The 23,166-nt window shown below is 61.6% G+C and carries 19 protein-coding genes; 4 read left to right on the top strand and 15 right to left on the bottom strand.

Going from position 1 to position 23,166, the window contains the following annotated elements; all coding sequences use genetic code 11:
- Positions 1 to 124: 124 nt before the first annotated feature.
- Positions 125 to 571 carry a hypothetical protein gene (locus QN224_RS06540; protein WP_283975976.1) on the bottom strand — a complete coding sequence of 149 codons (447 nt, stop codon included), beginning with the start codon at positions 569 to 571 and terminating at the stop codon, positions 125 to 127.
- Between the two features lie 62 nt (positions 572 to 633).
- Here QN224_RS06540 and dnaE point away from each other — a divergent pair, with 62 nt between their 5' ends.
- Positions 634 to 4,128, top strand: a complete 3,495-nt coding sequence (gene dnaE / locus QN224_RS06545) for a DNA polymerase III subunit alpha (protein ID WP_283975977.1) — start codon at positions 634 to 636, stop codon at positions 4,126 to 4,128.
- A 75-nt stretch (positions 4,129 to 4,203) separates the two neighbouring features.
- Here the strand turns inward: dnaE and QN224_RS06550 are convergent, their stop codons facing one another.
- Both QN224_RS06550 and QN224_RS06555 read right to left on the bottom strand, forming a co-directional pair.
- Positions 4,204 to 5,430 (bottom strand): L,D-transpeptidase family protein, encoded by a 1,227-nt coding sequence (locus QN224_RS06550; protein ID WP_283976108.1) that lies wholly within the window; start codon positions 5,428 to 5,430, stop codon positions 4,204 to 4,206.
- A gap of 95 nt (positions 5,431 to 5,525) precedes the next feature.
- Positions 5,526 to 6,818 (bottom strand): DNA polymerase IV, encoded by a 1,293-nt coding sequence (locus QN224_RS06555; protein ID WP_283975978.1) that lies wholly within the window; start codon positions 6,816 to 6,818, stop codon positions 5,526 to 5,528.
- 75 nt (positions 6,819 to 6,893) lie between these two features.
- Here QN224_RS06555 and QN224_RS06560 point away from each other — a divergent pair, with 75 nt between their 5' ends.
- Positions 6,894 to 7,481 carry a GNAT family N-acetyltransferase gene (locus tag QN224_RS06560; protein WP_283975979.1) on the top strand — a complete coding sequence of 196 codons (588 nt, stop codon included), beginning with the start codon at positions 6,894 to 6,896 and terminating at the stop codon, positions 7,479 to 7,481.
- 98 nt (positions 7,482 to 7,579) lie between these two features.
- Here QN224_RS06560 and QN224_RS06565 read toward each other — a convergent pair whose 3' ends face one another.
- Complete coding sequence (locus QN224_RS06565; RefSeq protein WP_283975980.1) at positions 7,580 to 8,236, bottom strand: hypothetical protein; 657 nt, start codon at positions 8,234 to 8,236, stop codon at positions 7,580 to 7,582.
- A gap of 2 nt (positions 8,237 to 8,238) precedes the next feature.
- A complete protein-coding gene (locus tag QN224_RS06570) occupies positions 8,239 to 8,511 on the bottom strand; it encodes a DUF3572 domain-containing protein (protein ID WP_283975981.1) in 273 nt (90 codons plus the stop codon).
- A gap of 234 nt (positions 8,512 to 8,745) precedes the next feature.
- Here QN224_RS06570 and QN224_RS06575 point away from each other — a divergent pair, with 234 nt between their 5' ends.
- A complete protein-coding gene (locus tag QN224_RS06575; protein WP_283976109.1) occupies positions 8,746 to 9,117 on the top strand; it encodes a response regulator in 372 nt (123 codons plus the stop codon).
- An 18-nt stretch (positions 9,118 to 9,135) separates the two neighbouring features.
- Positions 9,136 to 10,503 carry a PleD family two-component system response regulator gene (locus QN224_RS06580; RefSeq protein ID WP_283975982.1) on the top strand — a complete coding sequence of 456 codons (1,368 nt, stop codon included), beginning with the start codon at positions 9,136 to 9,138 and terminating at the stop codon, positions 10,501 to 10,503.
- Positions 10,504 to 11,052: 549 nt separating this feature from the next.
- On the opposite strand, the gene rpmG is transcribed toward QN224_RS06580, so the two are convergent.
- From rpmG to QN224_RS06630, 10 genes are all read right to left on the bottom strand, one after another.
- A complete protein-coding gene (gene rpmG / locus QN224_RS06585; protein WP_006727600.1) occupies positions 11,053 to 11,220 on the bottom strand; it encodes a 50S ribosomal protein L33 in 168 nt (55 codons plus the stop codon).
- A gap of 93 nt (positions 11,221 to 11,313) precedes the next feature.
- The gene (locus QN224_RS06590) at positions 11,314 to 12,498 is read right to left on the bottom strand and encodes an MFS transporter (RefSeq protein ID WP_173512558.1); all 1,185 of its coding nucleotides are present in this window, start codon (positions 12,496 to 12,498) and stop codon (positions 11,314 to 11,316) included.
- Between the two features lie 13 nt (positions 12,499 to 12,511).
- Positions 12,512 to 13,228, bottom strand: coding sequence for an NUDIX hydrolase (locus QN224_RS06595; RefSeq protein ID WP_283975983.1), 717 nt, complete (start codon positions 13,226 to 13,228; stop codon positions 12,512 to 12,514).
- A complete protein-coding gene (locus QN224_RS06600) occupies positions 13,225 to 13,680 on the bottom strand; it encodes a DUF983 domain-containing protein (RefSeq protein ID WP_269284272.1) in 456 nt (151 codons plus the stop codon). The genes QN224_RS06595 and QN224_RS06600 overlap by 4 nt, the downstream gene beginning before the upstream one ends.
- A 39-nt stretch (positions 13,681 to 13,719) precedes the next feature.
- Positions 13,720 to 16,089 carry a ribonuclease R gene (gene rnr, locus QN224_RS06605; protein WP_283975984.1) on the bottom strand — a complete coding sequence of 790 codons (2,370 nt, stop codon included), beginning with the start codon at positions 16,087 to 16,089 and terminating at the stop codon, positions 13,720 to 13,722.
- 2 nt (positions 16,090 to 16,091) lie between these two features.
- Entirely contained in the window at positions 16,092 to 18,767 is a 2,676-nt protein-coding gene (gene topA, locus QN224_RS06610) for a type I DNA topoisomerase (protein WP_283976110.1), read from the bottom strand.
- 229 nt (positions 18,768 to 18,996) lie between these two features.
- Complete coding sequence (gene dprA / locus QN224_RS06615; protein ID WP_283975985.1) at positions 18,997 to 20,148, bottom strand: DNA-processing protein DprA; 1,152 nt, start codon at positions 20,146 to 20,148, stop codon at positions 18,997 to 18,999.
- On the bottom strand, positions 20,148 to 20,759 hold the full coding sequence (gene plsY / locus QN224_RS06620) for a glycerol-3-phosphate 1-O-acyltransferase PlsY (RefSeq protein ID WP_283975986.1): 612 nt from the start codon (positions 20,757 to 20,759) through the stop codon (positions 20,148 to 20,150). Before plsY ends, dprA begins: the two co-directional genes overlap by 1 nt.
- Before the next feature lie 29 nt (positions 20,760 to 20,788).
- Positions 20,789 to 22,081: a dihydroorotase gene (locus QN224_RS06625; protein WP_283975987.1), complete on the bottom strand. Its 1,293-nt coding sequence runs from the start codon at positions 22,079 to 22,081 to the stop codon at positions 20,789 to 20,791.
- Entirely contained in the window at positions 22,078 to 23,019 is a 942-nt protein-coding gene (locus tag QN224_RS06630) for an aspartate carbamoyltransferase catalytic subunit (protein ID WP_283975988.1), read from the bottom strand. The genes QN224_RS06625 and QN224_RS06630 overlap by 4 nt, the downstream gene beginning before the upstream one ends.
- Between the last annotated feature and the right edge of the window lie 147 nt (positions 23,020 to 23,166).

Raw genomic sequence — 23,166 nt, forward strand, 5'->3', positions numbered from 1 at the left:
AGGATGCCGGAACATTGCCCCCATGTAAAGAACAAAACAGGAACATACGTGTGAATTGCGTGGCTACGAGTTGCCTATCTTGGTGTCGACCTCGGGGAAGCCGTGAGTCGTTGGTGCGCTTGGTTTAGCCTTCCTTGACCGAATCCGGAGCGGCATAGTCGTGGCGCCACGCTGGCTGCGCGGGCGCATTAACCATGAAAGCTGAATAGCGGGATCTTTTATGCGGTCTTGCTTGACTATGGAACAAAAAAAGAACAAAAGAAAAACAATAGCGGAAAAGGAGCCATGTTATGACTGATTTCGTTCGTGATCTCGCCGCCTTCGCCTCGATGAGCCTCTTCATCGCCAGCATTTCCGTGATTGCGCTCGGATTGTAACCCTCCTGCTTTGGTGTCGTCTCGCGGGGTAGCGTCTGGTTTGCGCTTTCCTCCGATGCAGTGTTGAAAAAGACGGCGGTTCCGGTCGTCAGGCTGGACATGGGGGACCGGACACGGGATATCCTCTGCTCCTGCAGCGCCGCGCGTCTTGTCAGACGCGCAAAAGGACGCTGTAGCACTTTGAATTGCTGCATGTTTTGTCCCTGAATCGGCTACGATTTAAGCAACATGCGGTAGCGCGAATCGGAGTACGACGATGGCGAATGACGAAGGCCTTGGGCAGCGGGCAACTGCGACGGATCCGCAGTTTGTTCACTTGCGTGTGCATTCGGCCTTTTCGTTGTTGGAGGGTGCGCTGCCGTTGAAGAAAATCATCGGCAAGGCTGTCGCGGATGAGCAACCGGCCATAGGCATTGCCGACACCAACAATCTCTTCGCGGCCCTCGAATTTTCGCAGAAGGCAGCGGATGACGGCTTGCAGCCGATCATCGGCTGTCAATTGTCGATCGACATGGAGGACGAGGCGGAAGGGGAGCGGCGCGGCCACCATCACCAGCTTGCTAAGCTGCCGTCGCTCGTGCTGATCGCCGCAACCGATGACGGCTATGTCCGGCTCGTCGACCTCGTCAGCCGCGCCTATCTGGATGGAGAGGGCAGCCAGGCCGCGCGAATTACCCGGTCATGGCTGGCTGAGGGCGGGACCGATGGTCTGATCGCGCTGACGGGCGCGGCCAGCGGCCCGATTGACATGGCGCTGAAGGCGGGTTCGTCGGCTCTGGCGGAGACGCGCCTGAAGGCGTTGATCGAGCTCTTCGGCGACCGGCTCTATCTGGAACTGCAGCGGCACGGCAACTTTGACCGGCGCCACGAGAGCCGCCTGGTCGAACTCGCCTATCGGTTTGATGTCCCGCTGGTGGCGACAAACGAGGCGTTCTTTCCTTCGCCGGCTGACTATGACGCGCACGACGCATTGATGGCGGTCGCGCACAACGCAATGGTTTCGGATGACAGCCGTTTCCGGCTGACCCCGGATCATTATCTGAAGAGCCGCAAGGAAATGGCCGCGCTCTTCGCCGATCTCCCCGAAGCGTTGCAGAACACGATCGAAATCGCCCGGCGCTGCTCCTTCATGCTGAAGACCCGCGGGCCGATCCTGCCGCGCTTCACCGGCGCTTCGGATGATCCGGAGGAGGCCGAGCGCGCGGAGGCGGCAGAGCTTCGCCGGCAGGCGGAGGAGGGGCTTGAAGGTCGCCTGGCGAAGCTCGGTATGGCGCCGGGCTACAAGGAAGAGGATTACCGCGAGCGGCTGGCGTTCGAACTCGGCGTCATAGAGCGGATGAAGTTTCCGGGCTACTTCCTTATCGTTTCGGACTTCATCAAATGGGCCAAGCAGCATGGCATTCCCGTCGGACCGGGCCGCGGCTCGGGTGCCGGGTCGCTCGTTGCCTATGCGCTCACGATCACCGATGTCGATCCGATGCGTTTCTCGCTGCTGTTCGAACGCTTCCTCAACCCCGAGCGCGTGTCGATGCCCGACTTCGATATCGACTTCTGCCAGGACCGGCGTGAAGAGGTCATCCGTTACGTTCAGGGCAAATACGGCCGCGAGCAGGTGGCGCAGATTATCACCTTCGGATCGCTGCAGGCGCGTGCGGCTTTGCGCGACGTCGGCCGCGTGCTCGAAATGCCCTATGGCCAGGTCGACAAGATCTGCAAGCTCGTGCCGAACAACCCGGCCAATCCGACTCCGCTTTCGAAAGCGATCGAGGAGGAGCCGCGGCTGCAGGAGGAGGCGGAAAAGGAGCCGGTCGTGGCTCGCCTTCTCGATATCGCCCAGAAGATCGAGGGTCTCTACCGCCATGCCTCGACGCACGCCGCCGGCATCGTCATCGGCGACCGGCCGCTCTCGAAACTGGTGCCGATGTACCGCGATCCGCGCTCGGACATGCCGGTCACCCAGTTCAACATGAAATGGGTGGAGCAGGCCGGTCTCGTCAAGTTCGACTTCCTCGGCCTGAAAACGCTGACGGTACTGAAGACCGCGGTCGATTTCGTCGCCAAGCGCGGCGTTGACATCGATCTTGCGAGCATTCCGCTGGACGACACGAAGACCTACGAGATGCTTTCCCGCGGCGAGACGGTCGGCGTGTTCCAGGTGGAAAGCGCCGGCATGCGCAAGGCGCTGATCGGCATGCGCCCGGACTGCATCGAGGACATCATCGCGCTTGTCGCGCTCTACCGTCCCGGTCCGATGGAAAACATCCCGGTCTATAACGCCCGCAAACATGGTGAGGAAGAGATCGAGTCGATCCATCCGAAGATCGACTATCTGCTGAAGGAGACGCAGGGCGTCATCGTCTACCAGGAGCAGGTGATGCAGATCGCGCAGGTGCTCTCGGGCTATTCGCTCGGCGAGGCCGATCTCCTGCGCCGCGCCATGGGCAAGAAGATCAAGGAGGAGATGGACAAGCAGCGCGCCCGCTTCGTCGAAGGCGCCGTCAAGAACGACGTGTCGAAGCCGCAGGCCGACCTGATCTTCGACCTGCTCGCGAAATTCGCCAACTACGGCTTCAACAAGTCGCATGCGGCCGCTTACGCCATCGTCTCCTACCAGACCGCCTATATGAAGGCGCATCATCCGGTCGAGTTCCTCGCGGCATCGATGACGCTCGATATGTCGAACACGGAAAAGATCAACGATTTTCGCCAGGACGCCATGCGCCTCGGCATTGAGGTGATCGCTCCGTCGGTGCAGACGTCCTTCCGCCATTTCGAGACCGGCGACAACCGCATTTATTATTCGCTTGCCGCCATCAAGGGCGTCGGCGACTCGGCCGTCGAGCATATCGTCGCCGTTCGCGGCGACCGCCCGTTTGCGAGCCTCGAGGATTTCTGCCTCCGGATCGACCCGAAGCTTCTGAACAGGCGCGTCTTTGAAAGTCTGATCGCGGCTGGCGCATTTGATTGCTTCGGCTACGACCGGGCCGAACTCATTGGCGGGCTTGACCGGATCCTGGGCTTCGCCCAGCGCGCGCAGGAAAACAAGATGAGCGGCCAGAGCGATATGTTCGGCGCCGGGGCAGCGACCGGACCGGAACGGATCGCGCTGCCGGCCTACACGCCCTGGCTCGCCTCCGAGAAGCTGCACCGGGAGTTCCAGGTGCTCGGCTTCTATCTTTCTGCCCATCCGCTCGATACCTACAACAAGCTGCTGGCGAAGATGCGCGTGCAGACATTTGCGGATTTCGCGGCGGCGGTGAAGCAGGGGGCGACCGCCGGCCGGCTGGCGGGAACGGTGACCTCGAAGCAGGAGCGCAAGACGCGTACCGGCAACAAGATGGGGATCGTCGCCTTCTCCGACGCGTCGGGTCAGTTCGAAGCCGTTCTCTTCTCGGAGATGTTGAACCAGTACCGCGATCTCCTGGAGCCGGGCAAATCGCTGGTCATGACGGTCGCCGCCGAGGAGCGGCCGGAAGGAGTCGGCCTTCGCATCCAGACTTTGCGCTCTCTCGAAGAGGAGTCGCTGCAGATGCAGAAGGCGCTGCGCGTCTTCGTGCGCGACGCCGGCCCGCTACGCTCCATAGCTTCCCATCTCAACACGAAGGGCGACGGTCTCGTTTCTTTCGTCGTCATCAAGGAAAACGGCCAGCGGGAAATCGAGGTCGAGCTCAACGAGAAATACCGGATTTCGCCGGAGATCGCGGCGGCGCTTCGCTCGGCCCCAGGGGTCGTCGATGTCGAACTCGTCTAAAGTGTTTCCAGGAGTGTGTGTAGCGGTTGTCCGGCCGGAATTGCATAATTCCAAAGGCTTAGAGGCGGACAGTCGTCAGCGCGGGGCAGAGCGTGTGATGGTGATGAAGTCCGTTCCCTCGCCAGTTTCCTGTCCGCTCTCCGTATCGGATATCGACAAGGACGATCCGTTGACGAGAAGACCTGCGATCCGTGTACGCACATCAGGGGGTACCGCGAGCCGATCCAGCGTTGCTTGAAGCGCGTTGGAAACAAACGGATCGGCGTCGATGGAAATGCCGAGTCGTTTTTTCATCGATGCAGGAAGATGATTTTCCAGGGAAACGCCAAACCATTTGCCGCTGCCGCTTGCCGTATCGAGATCCTGGAACTGCAGGAAGTGCGTTCCCAAGGCCACCTCCGGCTGCTCGATGCGGATGGCGGCCGAGAGGAGCGGCTGGAACTGTTGACGCACGCGCAAGATGCCGTTCGACGGTTTCTCGCGACCGGCTTTGCGGAACACCGCATCAATCAGTTCCGGCGTTATTTTGCCGTCAGCTGGAAGACCTTGAGCCGACTGGAAAGCGCTAACCGCGTCAAACGTGGCGGGACCGGCCCAGCCATCCGGGACGCCGGCATCAAAGCCGAGGCTGCTCAGCAGCGTCTGCAACTCGCGAACTACGTCGCGGGTGCTGCGTCGGGTGATCAAAATGCGAATCGGTGGTTGGGATTGGCCGGAGACGGCAGGCACGGAAGCCGTCTTTATCATTGCCACTTTGAGTGTGTCGGTCTCTTTCTGACTAAGCGCCGGACGCAAAGGGACGTCGGAAAGCGGGGCCGGCTCTTCCTCATGCGCTTGGTTCGGCTGGAAAAGCGTGGCGTTCGAAACCTCGGCGGGGATCACCGGACGATCCGATATCAGAACGTGCATTCCGTGCCTGGTCATCTTGAACAGTTTCGCCGCAAATTTGCTGGGCAACCGCACGCAACCGTGAGAGGCCGGGTGTTTCGGCACATGGCTGGAGCCATGCAGGGCAATTCCTGACCAGGTCAGTCGCTGCATGAACGGCATCGGTGCGTTCGAATAGATGTTGGACTTGTGGTGACGGCGTTTCTCGAGGATCGAGAAGATGCCCGTCGGCGTCGAGTGACCGGCCTTCCCGGTCGATACCTTTGACTTGGCTACGACGGCATTGCCGTCATAGACGGTGACCGATTGCTGCTGCGTCGAGACGATCACCTGCAGCGGTGTATCGCTGGCTGCAAACACGGACGAGGCCGACGCCAGCAGGAGGGCAAACCCGCCTCCGAGAGTGAAACGCAAAACCATCCGCTCATTCCAACGCAAGAACTGTCGAATGAGCCTATCCGCCAATATTTAAGGAATTCGATCACAGCGGCCGTCCCCGCGCGAGAGCATTATTGATCGCGACGCCGGTGGCCGAAGGTGTAGCCCGTCTCGACGGTTGTTTTGCCGAACTTGTCGCGCAGCTTGTTGATCGCATCTTCGGCAGCCGCGCGTCTCGTCGCTCCCGGGTCCACCAGATCCGGCGGATCGGCAAGACCGGGATCGGACAGGTCGCTGACGCTTATGCCGATCAGCCTGTATCGGGTGCCGTCGGCTTCTTTTTCCAGAAGCTGAAGGCCGGTGCGGAAGATACGATCCGCCAGGCGCGTCGGGCTGTCGAGCCGCCGGTTACGCGTGCGGGTCTTGAAGTCGGCGGTCTTTAGCTTGAGCACCACGGTTTGCCCGGCAAGCTCCGCCTTGCGCAGCCGCAGCGCCACCTGCTCGCTGAGCCTCCTCAGATGAGGGATGAGTTCTTCCGGACGCGAGAGGTCGTCGTTGAATGTGGTTTCCGACGACACACTTTTCGCTTCCCCGTCCGTTTCCACGATCCGCTCGTCCTGACCGCGCGAGAGGCGGTAAAGCCTTTGGCCCATCGTGCCGTAGCGGCGCATGAGGTCGGCTTCCTCCATCATCTGCAATTGGCCGATCGTGCGAATGCCATCCCGCTCGAGCGTCGCGGCAAAGGCCTTGCCGACTCCCCAGATCAGCGTCACGGAACGCTCCTTGAGGAAGTCGACGGCCTCGGCCTGTCCGATGACGGAAAAACCTCGCGGCTTCTGCAGGTCGGAAGCGACCTTGGCGAGGAACTTGCAATAGGACAGGCCGACCGAGACGGTGATGCCGATTTCCTGCTCCACCCGCTTGGCGAACCGGGCGAGCGTTCGGGCCGGAGGATCATGGTGGAGCCGCTCGGTGCCGCTGAGATCGAGAAAAGCTTCGTCTATCGAAAGCGGCTGCACAAGCGGCGTCAATTCCAGCATCAGCGACCGCACTTCGCGTCCGACGCGGGAATATTTCTCCATGTTCGGCTTGACCACGACCGCCTGCGGACAGGCTTCCAGCGCCTTGAACATCGGCATGGCGGAGCGCACGCCGTGAATGCGGGCGATATAACACGCGGTGGAGACGACGCCGCGTTTACCGCCTCCGATGATCACCGGCTTGTCGGCGAGTTCCGGATCGTCGCGCTTTTCAATCGAGGCATAGAATGCGTCGCAGTCGATATGCGCCAAGGTCAGCTTGTAGAGTTCGGAATGGCGAAGAAGTCGCGGGCTGCCACAGGAAAGGCACCGCCGCGCCGCGACGGTTTGTTCCCTGAAGCAGTCTCGGCAGAAGCCAGGAATCGATGCAGCGCTGTCGGGCATATCCGGAACAAATGTTGAACGCGGCGACTTTACGCTCTACGCTACTGAGTCTCAAGGCGGAGATCGGAGGGGAGTTTGGATATCGCCCTGGAATTTCAACCGGTCACGGCAGAGCGCTGGCAGGATTTCGAACAGCTCTTCGGCCGGCAAGGAGCCTTCTGCGGCTGCTGGTGCGTTGCCCTGCGACTGCCGCACGCGATCCGCACCCGCATGTCGGCCGATGAGCGCAAGGGCTTCATCAAGGATCGGATTGCCGCCGGACCGCCACCCGGAATCCTCGGCTATTGCGAAGGGGCGCCCACCGCCTGGGTGCAGGTCGGCCCGCGTTATGACGTGCCCCAATTCAATTCGCCGCGCACGGTTTCTCGACCACTCGCAGAGGGCGAGGCCGAGGACGCGAGTGTCTGGGCGCTGAGCTGTCTCTTTCTACTGCCGCGGTTGCGGGGCCATGGATTGAGCCACCGCCTGCTTGGCGCGGCGATCGATTACGCGCGAGCCGGGCGCGCGCGCTTTCTTGACGCATGCCCGATCGACCGCGCCAAGCAGTCGAAATCGGCGACCCTTTGCATCGGCTCCACGGCGATCTTTGAACTCGCCGGTTTCGAGACGGTTGCGCGACGCAAGGACGGCAGACCGCTGATGCGGCTGGATTTGAGTCAATGAGTGCAACAGAGGGCATCACCTGGGCATTGGATTCGGCGGGCGTGGCCTTCCGCCGCAAAACGGCGCGCCGACAGGGCTGCTCAAGGCGCGGCGCTGACTCAGCAGCTTGCCGTCGAACGTCCGAAGTGAGCGCGGATCAGGCGCGCTGCATCGGCCCAATCCGCAACGGTATGGATGCCAATATCCGGGACCGGGGCGAGGGCGCGAAACTCGGCGTTTGCCATCAGGTTTATGAGGAGGCAGGAAGGTGCGTAATCCCTCACCGAGTGGAGATTGCGCAGAATGTCGTCGATAAAGACGACCGGGAGCTTCCGGGCGCCGTGCAGTCGCTCGACCAGCGGACCTTTGGGCTCTTCGGAGGCGAACAGCGGATAGGGGAGGCCGAGGGCGTCGAGCAACGCACGCCGGACGGCAGCGTGGCGTGGTGGCATCGCCGTCAGAAACACGATGTCCGCCTCGGCGGAGAGTTCCGCGAGCGTCTTGACCACCAGCGCGGCCGGTATCTGCCACTGCTCCTGCGCGGCGTAGAAGGCGTCAAGCAGCGCCTTCACAGCGGCTTCGCTCGCCGCCTCACCGTTTTGCAGGTCGACTATGTTGCCTGTCAAGCGGAAGGAACGAGGCAGCAGCCTATGCCGACGACTTTCGAGGAAGAGCTTGAAGGGCGTCAGGAATTCAAGGACGACCTCATCGACATCGCTGACGATCAGGGGTCTGTGCCCCAGACGAACGACGTCGTCGGGTCGGTCGGCGGGCATGCTCAGCTATCCTCGAAATCCGAACCACCGGAGAGAAGGTGGTGTGCCCGGACCACCTCTTCTGGCCGCGTTTGCGTCGCCGCGCAAAAGGCCATCAGCGTCGGTTCGTGGTCCATCAGGAAAGCGATCAAGCCGCCCATGAAACCCGGCTCGCCGATTGCGTTACGCAGGGAACCGGGGTCGGTGCCGGTCAGGGCGAGGAAACGGGACAGAAGCTCCGGTTCGTCAGCGAGCCAGGCGAGGATGGCGATCGCCGTTTCGTCAGCACTCTTCATGGTGTCGAACCTCTCGTCATGTTGCCCCCGGAATTACCTATTTTTCAACCAAATAGCGCTAGCCTGGCGACTGAGGAAATGGGCCGAGTCGTTGATTGTGCAACTTATATGTCTAGAGCGGGTTGAGGAAAAGTTTTTGCGGTTTTCCGCTCACATCCCGCTCTCACTTATGAGAATCGATCACAACGTGATCTCATGGACTTGCAAGGCGGCGGCGGACAGCAAGGTATCGACATGCCCAAACAGGTGATGATTGTTGAGGACAACGAGCTGAATATGAAGCTCTTCCGCGACCTGATTGAGGCTTCTGGCTACCAGACGATCCAGACGCGCAACGGCATGGAGGCGCTCGACCTTGCGCGCAAGCACCGGCCCGATCTGATTCTGATGGACATCCAGTTGCCCGAGGTTTCCGGCTTGGAAGTCACGAAATGGCTCAAGGAAGACGATGAACTCCATGTCATTCCGGTCATCGCGGTGACCGCCTTCGCAATGAAGGGCGATGAGGAGCGTATACGTCAGGGCGGTTGCGAAGCCTATGTCTCCAAGCCGATTTCGGTTCCGAAATTCATCGAAACGATCAAGACCTATTTGGGCGATGCCTGAGCGCCGGGGAAGATTGAGATGACAGCACGTATCCTCGTCGTCGATGACGTACCAGCCAATGTGAAGCTCCTCGAGGCGCGTCTGGTGGCTGAGTATTTCGACGTTTTGACGGCCGGGGACGGGCAATCGGCATTGGCGATCTGCGAAAGGACGCCGGTGGACCTGGTGCTGCTCGACATCATGATGCCGGGCATGGACGGATTCGAGGTTTGCGAGAGGTTGAAGGCAAACAGCCGTACCGCGCATATTCCGGTGGTCATGGTGACCGCGCTCGATCAACCGTCCGACCGCGTGCGCGGGCTGAAGGCGGGAGCGGACGACTTCCTCACAAAGCCAGTCAACGATCTGCAACTGATGTCGCGCGTGAAAAGCCTGGTGCGGCTGAAGAATGTCAGCGATGAATTGCGTCTGCGAGCGCAAACGGCACACACGATCGGCCTTCAGGAACTTGCGCGGCCGGATCGCCCGGACGAGCCGGGCAACATCCTCCTGGTGGACGCACGCGCCTCATCCCAGGAACGGCTTGTGCGCGCGCTGAAACCAATCGCCGACGTTTCGGTCATATCGGATCCCCAGGCTGCCTTGTTCGAGGCGGCCGAAAGCAGTTTCGATCTGGTCATCGTCAACGCAAACTTCGATGACTACGATCCGTTGCGCTTGTGCTCGCAGCTGCGCTCGTTGGAGCGCACACGCTTCATCCCGATCCTGCTCGTCACCGAGCAGGGGCGTGACGAGATGGTCGTTCGGGCGCTCGAACTTGGCGTGACGGACTATGTTATGCGCCCGGTCGATCCCAATGAGCTCGTGGCTCGCTCACTGACGCAGATTCGCCGCAAGCATTGCAATGACCGGCTGCGGGCGAGCGTCCAGCAGACGATCGAACTGGCGATCACCGACGATCTCACGGGTCTGCACAATCGCCGTTATCTGGACAATCATCTGAAACTGTTGATGGACCGCGCCGCTGCCCGCGGTCGGCCGCTTTCCATCTGCATTACCGATATCGATCGCTTCAAATACGTCAACGATACCTACGGCCATGACGCAGGCGACGAAGTGTTGCGCGAGTTTGCCAACCGCGTGCGAGCGACCGTCCGCGGTGCCGATCTCGCGTGCCGGTTTGGTGGCGAGGAGTTCGTGATCGTCATGCCGGACACCACGCCAGAAATGGCGGCAATCGTCGCCGAGCGCCTTCGTCTGGCGGTTGAGAGCCGTGCATTCCCCATTTCGCGGGCTGATACGCTTCATTCCGTCACGGCCTCCCTTGGCATCTCCAGCCTGAGAGCGGACGGCGACACCCCGGAAGCGTTGTTGAAGCGAGCCGACATGGCGCTGTATCAGGCAAAAAACAACGGCCGCAACAGGGTAGTGGCGGCAGCCGCCTGACCTTGATGCAGCAAGTAACACGGTCGCACGACCGCGATTAGAATGCTCTTTTCAGACTCTTGTTAAGTTTCTTTAAAGTTGTATTCTCCGCTCGGTCGCTGGTGCTGGGGCAAAGCATTTCCATAAGCGGCAAATTCGGCGTTGTCCGAATATGAGACAGAATTAACCAAACGCCGAGCAACCTTGTTTCGGCGATTAAGAATTCGTTGATTTTTTTTTATTTTCAGGCAATGCTGATACGTATGGAAGTATGACTTCCGTCACCAATCGGTTACCCCATGATGCTCAGGTCCGCCGCATCTCCTGGGTCGTGGGGTCGGTCGGCTGGCTCTGATGTTCGCGGATTCCTCGTGCCGCAGTCGGAAGTCAGCCGACCCCCTTTCAAAACGCCGCTTCGCAAGAGGCGGCGTTTTTCGTTTCGGTTCAGCTAGATAGAGCTGTCCAGCGTCGGGAAAGGCGCACCATTGAGGCCTTCGTCGAAGACAACAAGATCAAAGAAAAAGCGCCGACCTTGCGGCCGGCGCTTTAAAGCAGACTGGAACGCTGATCTTACTTGATCTTCGTTTCCTTGAACTCGACATGCTTCTTTGCGACCGGATCGTACTTGGTCTTCGTCATCTTTTCCGTCATCGTACGGCTGTTCTTGGTCGTGACGTAGAAGAAACCCGTGTCCGCTGTCGACAGAAGCTTGATCTTGATGGTGGTAGCTTTCGCCATGGTCGTCCTGCCTTTATAAAGATGAAAGCCGTGGACAACCGGTTGCGGGCCACGGTCAAGGTTGGCGCGAAACTACAAATCGCGGCCGAAAAGTCAAGGCCGTTTTGGTTTCAAAACGATCCGGACCACTGAAAGCGCAACATAAAGCCCGAAGAACGCCGCGATCGCCCAGGCAAAACCGCTGTTGCCGGTGACATCCATTGCCGCTCCGATCACCTGCGGGCCGGCAACGGTGCCGACAGCGTAGGAGAAAACGAAGGCCGCATTCGCTGCGGCGAGGTCAGCGCCCTGGAGCCGGGAACCCAGATGGCTAAGGCCGACTGTGTAGAGACCTGAAACGCAACCGCCCCAGAACAACAGCACAAGGGCCATCAGAATCCAGCTTTCGATCAGCATCGGCAGGCACAGGGCGCCGATCAGGCCGATCACCGTCATCGCGGAAAGGAGCGTGCGGCGATCCTTGACTCGGTCGGACAGCATGCCGAGCGGAATCTGGAAAATGAAGTTTCCGATGCCCATCACCGTCAACAGCAGCGCTGCCTGCGATTCGGTGAAGCCGGCCCGCGTCCCGAAAATCGGAAACAGCGAGAGGCCCCCCGATTCGACGGCGCCGAAGATGAACACCGCGGCGGTTGCCGTGGGTACTAGGAACACATAGCGCATGAAATGGCGCTCGGGCTTCTCGTCGAGCACGGGACTTTCATTGCGCGCCAGAAAGATCGGTATGGCCGCGAGCAGAATCACGCCGGCGCCAACGGCGAAGGGCAATATCCCGTCGCTACCGAGAATCGAGAAGAGCAGGGGACCGCTCGCGAAACCGAGCGACAGCACGGTGCCGTAGATGCCGAGCACGAACCCCCGCCGGTTGGGGGGCGCCGTCGCATTGATCCAGAATTCAGAGAGGATGAAAAGGACTGTGATCGCGCCGTGGAAGACGACGCGCAAGGGGAACCAGAGCCAGAAATTGGTGATGTAGTAAAAGCCGAGCGCGCTCGCGGCGGCAAACAATATCGCCAGGAGCATTGTTGGCGCGACGCCATGGCGGTGCGCGAACTTCGTCGTGAACGGGGCGGCTGCCATGGAGGCGAGGCCGGCCATTGCCGAATTGAACCCGATCAGCGTCGACGGAATTCCGCGCTTCTCCATGATGATGCTGAGCAACGGCAGCCCCAGGCCGATGGCAATGCCGACCGCGGTGATTGCGGCGACGGCGGCAATCAGCGAAAGCCAGTGAATTTCGTCAACCGGTGCAGGCGTACCGGACGGCGGCTTTGACATTCGAAAAGAACCCTTAGAGGAGCGTGCGGACGAAGCGCCCACGGCGCGTGAAGTAGAACGGCACTGACCTCTCACGAGGAAGGGAGGGATCCGATTCGAGGCTGCTCCTCAGGTCCGCAAGGATTATGGCGGTGATCTCCGGTATTTGGAGGGGCGGAAAATCGTTCACATCGATCCACTGCAAATCCTGAAGCTCCCGGCTTTCCAGAATCAGCGAAGCATCGATGTCAGCCTCATCCGCGAAAACCGCGAAGAAACGCGTGTCGAACCGCCTCGGGTATCCCGGAGGAGTGATGGCCCGAGCCATATAGCGCAAGTTTGCAAGATCGGGAAGGAAGGGAAGCTCGGCGTTTGGTTCAAGCCTCGGCTTGCCGACACGGACGCCGGCCTCCTCGTAGAGTTCTCTCAGGCCCGCCAGCGCCAGCGCCCGCGCCCGTGCACCGGTCACCGCTCGCCCGTCGGCCAACTTCAGCGACTGCAGAACGGCCGGATGGAGATCGCCCGCAAAGGCCAGCCGGTGGTCGGAGGGGTCGCGTCTGCCGCCGGGAAACACATAGAGGTTCGGCATGAACGCATGGGCGCTGTGCCGCCTGCCCATCAGCACGCGCACGCGCGCGTCGGAGCGGTCGAGGAGCATGATAGAAGCGGCGTCTCGCGGCCTCACGGGCCGGCTTTTTGTAGCCTCGGATTGCGGCGAAGGTGCCCTGCCGCTGATGCGCTCCGACGTCATGCCGAAGGGTCTCGCGCCGGAAGAACGTCCTCCGGGGCATCCTCCTTGCCGCCGAAACCATGCATCTTCACGGCCCATTGCAGCCCGATGACGGCACCCTTGACCGGCTGCAGCAGTGCCAAAGAACTGGCAACCGTGATCGGCGCCCAGATCGCCAGGTGCTGCCAGGTCGAAAGAGGAAAAACGAGGTCGGTCATCATGTAGCCCCCGAGCACAAGGTGACCGACGATCGTGACGACGATGTAAGGCGGGAAGTCATCGGCGCGATGATGATCCATGCGCTCGCCGCAGACGGCACAGGCGTCGACCGACTTGATGAAGGCGCGGAAAAGACGCGCTTCGCCGCAGGCGGGGCACCGGCTGAGAAAGCCGCGCTTGATCGAGCGCATGACGGGACGTTCGCCGTCCTGCATTCCCCCGAGCCGTAGCTCTTCCGTGGCCGTTGCCTTCATAGCGATATCCTTCATGTCCGACCGCATTCCTGTCGGCTGCTATCGTCTGCCTCGCGGTGCTCGCGTTCCCGGTCGTTTGCCCGCGCCAGGTCGCTCGCGGCGACCGGCCTTGTGGAAGGAGCGTGTTGCGGTCGGCATCTTTCGCCCTTCGCTCAACATCTCGAAGCGGAGCGCGCCGGCAAGCGGCACGGCCTCTTCCAGTTTGACGCGCACCGGATCACCGAGGCGATAGCCAAGTCCGGATTTTTCACCGGACAGGGCCTGATGGGCCTCGTCATAGATGTAGTAGTCGCGACCGAGCGTAGATATAGGGATAAAGCCGTCGGCGCCATAGGCGGGGAGGGTGACAAAAAGTCCCGCTCTCGTGACTCCGGAGACGCGCCCGTCGAATTCCTCACCGACGCGTCCGTTCAGGTGATGCGCGATCAACCGATCGATCGTATCGCGTTCGGCCGCCATTGCGCGCCGCTCGAACGTCGAAATCTCGGCGGCGACGTCGTCAAGGGTACCTTCCTCCTGCGGTGTCGTGCCGCCCGCGCCGAGGCCGAGCGCGGTGACCAAGGCGCGATGCACGACCAGATCCGCATAGCGCCGGATGGGAGAGGTGAAGTGGGCATACTTCATCAGGTTCAAGCCGAAATGGCCGATATTCTCCGGGCTGTAGATCGCCTGGCTTTGTGAGCGCAGCACCATTTCATTGACCATGGTCTCGTAGGGTTTGCCCTCGGCCGTCGAGAGCACGCCGTTGAAATGGTTCGAACGCATATTGCCGCCCTTGACGAGCGAGATGTCGAGCGTCGCCAGGAACTCGCGAAGCGTCTCCTGCTTTGCGAGCGACGGCTGATCGTGAACACGATAGATGAGTGCCTGCTGCTTCTGCTCCAACGTCTCTGCCGCCGCGACATTGGCCTGGATCATCATTTCCTCGATCAGCTTGTGCGCGTCGAGTCGTTCCGGCACGAAGACGCGGTCGACGGTGCCGTCCGGTTTCAGGATGATCTTGCGCTCCGGCATGTTGAGCTCGAGCGGCTGGCGACGGTCGCGCCCGCGCGTCAGTATTCGATAGGCCTCCCAGAGTGGCTTCAGGATCGTTTCCAGGATCGGCCCGGTCTTCTCGTCCGGCGCCCCGTCGATTGCAGCCTGAGCCTGGTTGTAGGAAAGCTTGGCTGCGCTGCGCATCATGATGCGGTGGAATGTGTGTCCGGCCTTGCGGCCCTCTTTCGAAAAGCGCATCCGGACAGCGATTGCGGGGCGGTCGACGCCTTCCTTCAGCGAGCAAAGATCGTTTGAAATGCGCTCGGGCAGCATCGGTACGACACGGTCGGGAAAATAGACCGAATTCCCGCGCTTCAATGCTTCTAGATCAAGCGCAGACTTCGGCTGGACATACCAGGAGACGTCGGCAATCGCGACGGTGACGATCACACCGCCCGGATTGTCGGGTGAGGGATCCGGCTCGGCGTAAACGGCGTCGTCGTGGTCCTTGGCATCGGCGGGGTCGATGGTGATCAGCGGCAGCGACCGCCAGTCCTCGCGGTGTTCCATCGTCGCGGGGCGCGCTGCCTCGGCTTCTTTCAGCACACGCTCGGAAAAGACGTAGGGTATTCCATGCGCATGGATGGCGATCATCGAGATCGCCTTCTCCGACGCCACGGAGCCGATGACGTTCTGCACCTGGGCACGCGGCAGGCCGTAGCGTCCGAGGCGGGCAAGGTGCACCTCCACGAGATCGCCGTCCTGAGCGTCGCCGGTGAAGTCCGGGTCGACCAAAACCTCTTCACCGCGCTTGTCGATCGGCATCAGCCGCCCACCACCGCCGGGCGTGGATCGAAAGACACCGAGCACGGCATCCTTGCGCTTGTCGAGAATCTTGATGATGCGAGCCGTATAGGCAGGGCCGCCGCGGTCCTTCGAGGGGAATATCTTGGCAAGCACGCGATCGCCGAGGCCGCCGACCGGCGCCTTGCCCTTTGCCTTCCCGACCGCGGATTGCTTGATAAGAACCGCGGGCGCAACGCCGTCGTCATCCAGCCACTCCGCCGGCCGGCCGATCAATTCGCCATCAATGTCGCGTATCGTGATGTCGAGCACTGTGACAGGGGGCAGGGCACCCGGACGGACGAGCGATTTGCGCTTCTTTTCGACCAGCCCGTCTTCCTCGAGCGAGCGCAGCAGCGCCTTCAGCTCGACGCGTGCCTCCCCCTTCAAACCGAAGGCCTTCGCGATTTCCCGCTTCGACGCCTGTTGCGGGTTCTCGGCGATGAAACGCATCAGCACATCGCGAGGCGGAACCGCGCCGTGAATGATCGTTTCCTTTTCGGCGGCAGGTGCCGTCTTGGCCGCGCGGCCGTTCTTCTTGCCTGCGCCCTTTCCGGGCCGTTGCGTCGGGTCGCGCGGGATTCTGGTCAACGTCAGTCCTTCTTGGCCTTCGCGGCCGTTTTCGATTTCGCCTTCGCGGCGGTCTTCGGCTTGGCGGCCTTTGCCGCGCCGTTCGAGGCAGTCTTGGTGGCCCTTGCCGCCGTTGATTTCGCTTTGGACGCCTTGCCTTTCGTTGGACCGCCCTTGGCCGCGCGTTCGGCAATGAGCGCCAGTGCCTCTTCCACGGTCACGGATTGCGGATCCTTGCCCTTCGGCAACGTCGCATTGACCTTGCCCCAGTTAACATAGGGGCCAAACCGCCCGTCGCGCACGGTGATCGGGCCGCCGTCTGGGTGCTCTCCAAGTTCCTTGAGCGCGGTCGCGGCCGTGCGTCCACGGGAGCCGTTGGCGCCCTTCGACTCCTTGTCTGCGAGCACCGAAACCGCGCGGTTGAGCCCGATCGCAAAAACATCCTCAATCGAATCCAGATTGGCGTAGGTGCCGTTGTGAAGCACGAAGGGTCCATAGCGGCCGAGCCCGGTGGAGATCATCTTGCCGGTTTCCGGATGCGCGCCGATATCGCGCGGCAGCGACAGCAGCGCAATGGCCTTTTCATGGTCGATCGATGCCGGCGTCCAGCCCTTCGGCAGGCTTGAGCGCTTTGCTTCCTTGCCATCACCGCGCTGGACGTAGGGTCCGAAACGGCCGCTGCGGAGCGTGATTTCCTCGCCGGTATGCGGATCCTTGCCGAGGCTCAGCGGCTCGTTCGACACCGAGGCTTCCGCGTCGCCGTTGGTTTCGGAGGAAAGCTGGCGCGTGTAGTTGCACTCCGGATAGTTGGAGCAGCCGACGAACGCGCCGTATTTACCGAGCTTCAGCGAAAGTTTTCCCGTTCCGCAGACCTGGCAGATACGCGGGTCGCTGCCATCTTCGCGTTTCGGGAAGACGAGCGGCGCCAGTTCCTCGTTGAGGGCGTCGAGCACGTTGGTGACGCGCAGTTCCTTGGTGTCTTCGACCTGCGAGAAGAAGTCTCTCCAGAACTCGCGAAGGACGTCCTTCCAGTTGAGCTCGCCGGCGGAAATCTGGTCGAGCTTTTCCTCCAGCGACGCGGTGAAATCATATTCCACATAGCGCGTGAAGAAGCTCTCCAGGAACGCTGTCACGAGACGGCCCTTGGCCTCAGGCACCAGCTTGCGCTTGTCGGTCGTCACATAGTCGCGGTCAATGAGCGTCGTGACCGTTGCGGCATAGGTCGAAGGGCGGCCGATGCCGAGTTCTTCCATCTTCTTGATCAGTGTCGCTTCCGAGTAGCGCGGCGGCGGCTCGGTGAAGTGCTGGGTGGCGTTGATCTTCTGCTTGGCGAGATTTTCTCGCGCGTTTATCTCCGGCAGCCGACCGTCCTCGTCGCCGTCATCGGGCTGCTCACCATCTTCCTTCATGTCGGTGTAGGCGGCGATGAAGCCGTCGAAACGGATGACCGAACCGGTGGCCCTGAGGCCGGCCTTCTTGCCGCCGTTGTCAGCAGTGATCTCGGCGGTGGTCCGCTCGATTTCTGCCGAAGCCATCTGGCTCGCGATACCACGCTTCCAGACGAGATCGTAAAGCTTCAGCATATCGCCGTCGAGGAAGCGGCGCACCTGGTCGGGCGTGCGGTTGAAATCCGTCGGGCGGATGGCCTCGTGCGCTTCCTGGGCGTTCTTCGCCTTGGTGGAATAGAAGCGGGGTTTCTCCGGCAAATATCGTTCACCGAACTGGCTGCCGATCGCCCGGCGCGCGGCGTCGATCGCTTCCGGCGCCATCTGTACACCATCGGTACGCATATAGGTGATGAGACCGACGGTCTCGCCGCCGATATCGACGCCTTCGTAGAGTTTCTGCGCCACCTGCATCGTGCGTGAGGCCGAGAAGCCGAGCTTGGAGGAGGCTGCCTGCTGCAGTGTCGAGGTGGTGAAGGGTGGCGCCGGATTGCGCTTGACCGGCTTTGCCTCGACGCTGTCGACGACATAGGTCGCGCCATCGAGCAGCGCTTTCAGCCGGTTGGCCTCGTCGCCGTTGCCGATCGCTCTCGGCTGCAGCCGCTTGCCATCGGCGGAAACGAGCCGCGCCTCGAATTCATCGCCGCGCGGCGTCTTCAGGAGCGCCGAGAGGTTCCAGTATTCCTCGGTGACGAAGCGCTCGATTTCGGCTTCGCGATCGCAGACGAGACGCAGCGCTACCGATTGCACCCGGCCGGCCGAGCGCGCGCCCGGCAACTTGCGCCAGAGGACGGGGGAGAGATTGAAACCGACGAGATAGTCGAGCGCCCTTCTGGCGAGATAGGCGTCGACCAGCGAGATGTCGATGTCACGAGGGTCGGCCATGGCGTCGAGCACGGCCTTTTTCGTGATCGCGTTGAAGACAACGCGCTTCACCGGCTTGTCACCGATGACCTTCTTCTTCTTCAGAAGGTCCAGCACGTGCCAGGAGATTGCCTCGCCCTCGCGATCCGGGTCGGTCGCGAGAATCAATCCATCGGACGATTTCACGGCATCGGCGATATCCTTCATGCGTTTCGCCGAGGCGCCGTCGACCTCCCAGGACATCTCGAAGTCTTCATCCGGGCGGACGGAGCCATCCTTGGCGGGCAGGTCCCGCACGTGGCCGAACGAAGCAAGCACCTTGTAGCCGGGGCCCAGGTACTTGTTGATCGTCTTGGCCTTGGAAGGCGATTCCACCACTACAACATTCATCGTCATTCTCTGAGACAATCTCTTTTGGCAAAGCGCAAATGCTGCGCGCCGGATGTTGACGCCACGAAATGGACAGGGATTCGGGCGCGGTCAAGGGGTTTCATTGAAAATAGCAACATCGCCATGGACTGCAACCAAGCGGCAATATCCGAAATTCCGCAACCGAAGGTCGTTTTCGCCCTGGAAGTTTGCATATGCCCCGATGGCGCGTGGCCTGCCTTCTGGCACGTCACTCCTTGGGAGCAAGAGACACCAGGCTGGCGCCGTGCCGGCAAAGCTGGCCTGCGAGATCCAGTTCCAGCAGCACGAGATGGACCTGGGAGGCGGAGAGCGCGGTGTGGCGGATGATGTCGTCGATTTCGACCGGCGTTGGCCCAAGCGCTTCGACGATGCGGTTGCGCTCGCTGTCATCGGGCGCCGCAGGTGGCGTGCGCGTATTCTCGATCGTCGGCTCCTTAATGTCCAGGCGGGTCAGGAGGTCGTCTCGCGTGAGCGGCGCGAGCGCTTCCAGAACGTCCGCCGAAGAGGTCGTGACGGTTGCGCCCTGCTTCAAGAGGTCGTTCATGCCGTGGCAGCGCGGATCGAGTGGCGATCCGGGGACCGCGAAGACCAGCCTGCCGAAGTCGGCCGCGTAACGGGCGGTGATCAGTGAGCCGGAGCGGTTGGCCGCCTCGACGATGGTAACGCCAAGGCTGACGCCGGCGATGAGCCGGTTTCGCCGCGGAAAATCACGCGCGCGCGGTTCCCAGCCGAATGGCATTTCGCTGATCGCCAGTCCTTCGCCGGATGTCATCTCCTGCAACAGCCCGATATTCTCCGGCGGATAGGGCCGGTCGAGGCCGCCGGCAAGCGCTGCGATCGTGCCGGTCTGGAGACTTGCGCGGTGGGCGGCCGTGTCGATGCCACGGGCGAGCCCCGAGGTGATGACATAGCCTGCGGCCGCCACATCGCGTGCGATCATGGCGGCGAACTTCGCTCCGCTCACCGAGGCATTGCGCGAACCGACGATGCCGAGGGAGGGGCGCGTTGCCGCTTGGATATGACCCTTCATGGCAAGCAGCGGCGGAGCACCGTCGATCTCTCTCAACGCTGGCGGATAGTTCGGCTCGCCGATCCCGACAAAAACGGCGCCGAACCGGTGCGCCGCCTCGAGCTCGCGTTCCGCATCTGCCGCCGTCGCAATGCGAAATGCACGTTCCGAGCCGCCGCGCCGGGAAAGTTCGGGCAGTGCTTCAAGAGCGGCCTCTGCGGTGCCGAAGTGGTTGATGAGGTCTCGGAAGGTGGCAGGTCCGACATTGTCGCTGCGAATGAGCCGCAGCCAGGCGATTTTCTGCCGTTCCGTCAGCGCGATTCCTCTTTGTTGGGCGCTGACGTTCAACATCACCCCTTTTCTCCGATCCGGCTTTCCGTGCCGCTGAGCAACCGCTGGATGTTCGCACGGTGTTTGATCCAGGTGATGACGGTCATGATTGCGAACAGCAGCGCCACTTTTCCATATCCGGTGGCATAAAGCACGAGCGGCACGATAGCGGTCGCAGTGAGGGCGCTGAGCGACGAGTAACGCGTGACCTTGGCCATGGTGAGCCATATTGCGCCAAAGACGACCACCATGACCGGTGCAAGGCCCAGCAACACGCCGATGTAGGTTGCGACGCCCTTGCCGCCCTTGAACGATAGCCAGATTGGATAAAGATGCCCGAGGAAAGCCGCAAGGCCGGCGGCAATACCGGCCTCAATACCCCAAAGAGAGGCGACGACGGCGGCGGCAGTGCCTTTGAGAGCATCGAGGAGCAGGGTTGCCGCAGCGAGCTTCTTGTTGCCGGTCCGAAGCACATTCGTCGCGCCGATGTTGCCCGAACCGATCTTGCGAACATCGCCGACGCCTGCCATGCGGGTGAGAACGAGGCCGAACGGGATCGACCCCAGAAGATAGCCGAAGACGAGACACGCGAGTGTCGCGGGCAGCCCCAGCTGCCAGGAAAATATCTCCACCGGTTCCTCCCCCGCCTAACAGTTCCGGTTTACGCCGAATGCACTAGCTTGCCCGCAACATAGGTTTGGACGACCCGTCCGGTAAAGCGGGCATTTTCAAAAGGCGTGTTCTTCGAGCGGGAAACCAGCGCCTTCTCGTAGAGGACCCAAGGCTCTTCCAGGTCGAGAACGGTAATGTCGGCTCTCGCGCCTGGTTTCAGCGTGCCTGCATCGAGGCCGAAGATCGCGGCCGGGCGCGTCGACATCGCATCGATCAGGCGCATCAGCGGTACCTGGCCGCTGTGGTAGAGCCGAAGGGCAGCCGCCGCGAGGGTTTCGAGGCCGATCGCACCGTCAGCCGCGTCGGAGAAGGGCAGGCGCTTGGTGTCGACATCCTGCGGATCGTGCGACGATACGATGATGTCGATGGTCCCGTTGGCAAGCGCCTCTGTCATTGCGACGCGGTCATCTTCGCCGCGCAACGGAGGCGACAACTTGAAGAAGGTCCGATATTCGCCGATATCGTTCTCGTTCAGCGTCAGATGATTGACCGAGATGCCGCAGGTGACGTTGGTGCCGCGCTCCCGCGCGACGCGCACGGCATCGGCCGATTCCGGTACGGAAATCTCGGCGGCGTGGTAAGCGGCCCTGGTCAATCCGGCGATGCGAAGGTCGCGTTCGAGCGGAATGATTTCCGCTTCGCGCGGCACCCCTGCGAGGCCGAGCCAGCTTGCGAGCAGGCCTTCGTTCATGACGCCGTTGGCGCCAAGATATTTGTCGCGGGTCTCGAGCGCGATGACCGCTCCGAATTCGCGCGCGTACGTCATCGCGCGGCGCAACACGAGCGTGTCGTGAACCGGTTGCCGGCCGTTGGTGAAGCAGACAGCGCCCGCGTCGCGAAGCAGTCCGATTTCGGTCATTTCTTCGCCGAGCAATCCCTTGGTGAGGGCTGCAGCCGGGTGGACATTGACGAGCGCCTTGTCGCGCGCCGTCTTCTGTACGAATTCCACCAGGGCGATTTCGTCGATGACGGGATCGGTGTCCGGCATGGCGATGAACGACGTAACACCACCCGTCGCCGCGGCCCGCGCGGCGGATTCGATCGTCTCGCGATGCTCGCTTCCGGGCTCGCCGACGAAGACGCGCGCATCGACGAGGCCCGGGACAGCCGCAAGGCCCCCGCAATCCTTCACGAAGGCACCATCCGGTGCGCCCTGGTTCTGGGCGTCGCTACCGGCTGCAAGGATGCGGCCGTCGCTGCCGACGATGATCGTGCCCGTTTCGTCGAGATTGCGCGAAGGGTCGATAACGCGCAGGTTTTTCAGAACGAGTGGTCTGGTCATAGGCGCGGCCCCTGGTTCTGCGAAAGGAGTAGCGTTTCCATCACCGCCATGCGCACGGCAACACCCATCTCGACCTGTTGCTCGATGACGCTCTGCGGACCGTCGGCGACCTCGGAAGCGATCTCGACGCCGCGATTCATCGGCCCCGGGTGCATCACCAGCGCATCGTCCTTGGCCCCCTTCAGCTTTTCAGCGTCGAGGCCGTAATAGTGGAAATATTCGCGCACCGAGGGCACGAAAGAGCCGGTCATGCGCTCGCGCTGGAGCCGCAGCATCATCACTACGTCCGCGTCCTTCAGGCCTTCCGCCATGGAATGATAGACCTCGACACCCATCTGCGCGATGCCGGCGGGAAGCAGTGTTGCCGGCGCGACGACGCGCACGCGCGCTCCCATCTCGTTGAGCAGCAGAATGTTGGACCGGGCGACACGCGAATGCAGCACATCGCCGCAGATTGCGACGATGATCCGCGAGAGCTTGCCTTTGGCGCGGCGGATCGTCAGCGCGTCGAGGAGCGCTTGGGTCGGATGTTCGTGCTGACCGTCGCCTGCGTTGACGACCGAGCAGGAGACTTTCTGAGCGAGCAGAGCCGCCGCGCCGGCCGATGAATGGCGCACGACCAGCACGTCGGGATGCATCGCGTTCAGCGTCATCGCCGTGTCGATCAGCGTCTCGCCCTTCTTTACCGAGGAATTGCCCACCGACATGTTCATGACGTCGGCACCGAGACGCTTGCCCGCCAGTTCGAACGAAGATTGCGTCCGGGTGGAGGCTTCGAAGAAGAGATTGATCTGCGTCAGCCCGCGCAGCGAGGAGGTCTTCTTCTCCCTCTGCCGGGAGATCTTGACGGCTTCGTCGGCGCGATCGAGCAGGAGCGTGATATCCTGTTCCGTGAGCCCTTTGATGCCGAGCAGGTGGCGATGCGGGAAAGTGATCATGAGCCGCCCTTGCACTCTCTACTGCATGTCTCCTTAAATCGATATCGATTTAGGGAAAAAGACACGCAGCAACTCAAAATGCTACAGCGACCTTTGCGCGTCTGATGAGGCGCGCGGCGCTGTAGTTTGGCTCGCTCTATAAAGCGT

This window comes from Sinorhizobium sp. 7-81, from assembly GCF_030124405.1.
GTDB classification, from domain to species: Bacteria; Pseudomonadota; Alphaproteobacteria; order Rhizobiales; family Rhizobiaceae; genus Sinorhizobium; species Sinorhizobium psoraleae.

Coding starts and splice junctions, on each gene's coding strand:
- QN224_RS06540 (WP_283975976.1), bottom strand. CDS start 571: ATGCAGCAATTCAAAGTGCTACAGCGTCCTTTTGCGCGTCTGACAAGA.
- QN224_RS06570 (WP_283975981.1), bottom strand. CDS start 8,511: ATGAAGAGTGCTGACGAAACGGCGATCGCCATCCTCGCCTGGCTCGCT.
- QN224_RS06600 (WP_269284272.1), bottom strand. CDS start 13,680: ATGAAGGCAACGGCCACGGAAGAGCTACGGCTCGGGGGAATGCAGGAC.
- dnaE (WP_283975977.1), top strand. CDS start 634: ATGGCGAATGACGAAGGCCTTGGGCAGCGGGCAACTGCGACGGATCCG.
- QN224_RS06565 (WP_283975980.1), bottom strand. CDS start 8,236: ATGCCCGCCGACCGACCCGACGACGTCGTTCGTCTGGGGCACAGACCC.
- topA (WP_283976110.1), bottom strand. CDS start 18,767: ATGAATGTTGTAGTGGTGGAATCGCCTTCCAAGGCCAAGACGATCAAC.
- dprA (WP_283975985.1), bottom strand. CDS start 20,148: ATGTTGAACGTCAGCGCCCAACAAAGAGGAATCGCGCTGACGGAACGG.
- rpmG (WP_006727600.1), bottom strand. CDS start 11,220: ATGGCGAAAGCTACCACCATCAAGATCAAGCTTCTGTCGACAGCGGAC.
- QN224_RS06625 (WP_283975987.1), bottom strand. CDS start 22,081: ATGACCAGACCACTCGTTCTGAAAAACCTGCGCGTTATCGACCCTTCG.
- QN224_RS06580 (WP_283975982.1), top strand. CDS start 9,136: ATGACAGCACGTATCCTCGTCGTCGATGACGTACCAGCCAATGTGAAG.
- QN224_RS06590 (WP_173512558.1), bottom strand. CDS start 12,498: ATGTCAAAGCCGCCGTCCGGTACGCCTGCACCGGTTGACGAAATTCAC.
- QN224_RS06575 (WP_283976109.1), top strand. CDS start 8,746: ATGCCCAAACAGGTGATGATTGTTGAGGACAACGAGCTGAATATGAAG.
- QN224_RS06595 (WP_283975983.1), bottom strand. CDS start 13,228: ATGACGTCGGAGCGCATCAGCGGCAGGGCACCTTCGCCGCAATCCGAG.
- QN224_RS06630 (WP_283975988.1), bottom strand. CDS start 23,019: ATGATCACTTTCCCGCATCGCCACCTGCTCGGCATCAAAGGGCTCACG.
- QN224_RS06555 (WP_283975978.1), bottom strand. CDS start 6,818: ATGCCCGACAGCGCTGCATCGATTCCTGGCTTCTGCCGAGACTGCTTC.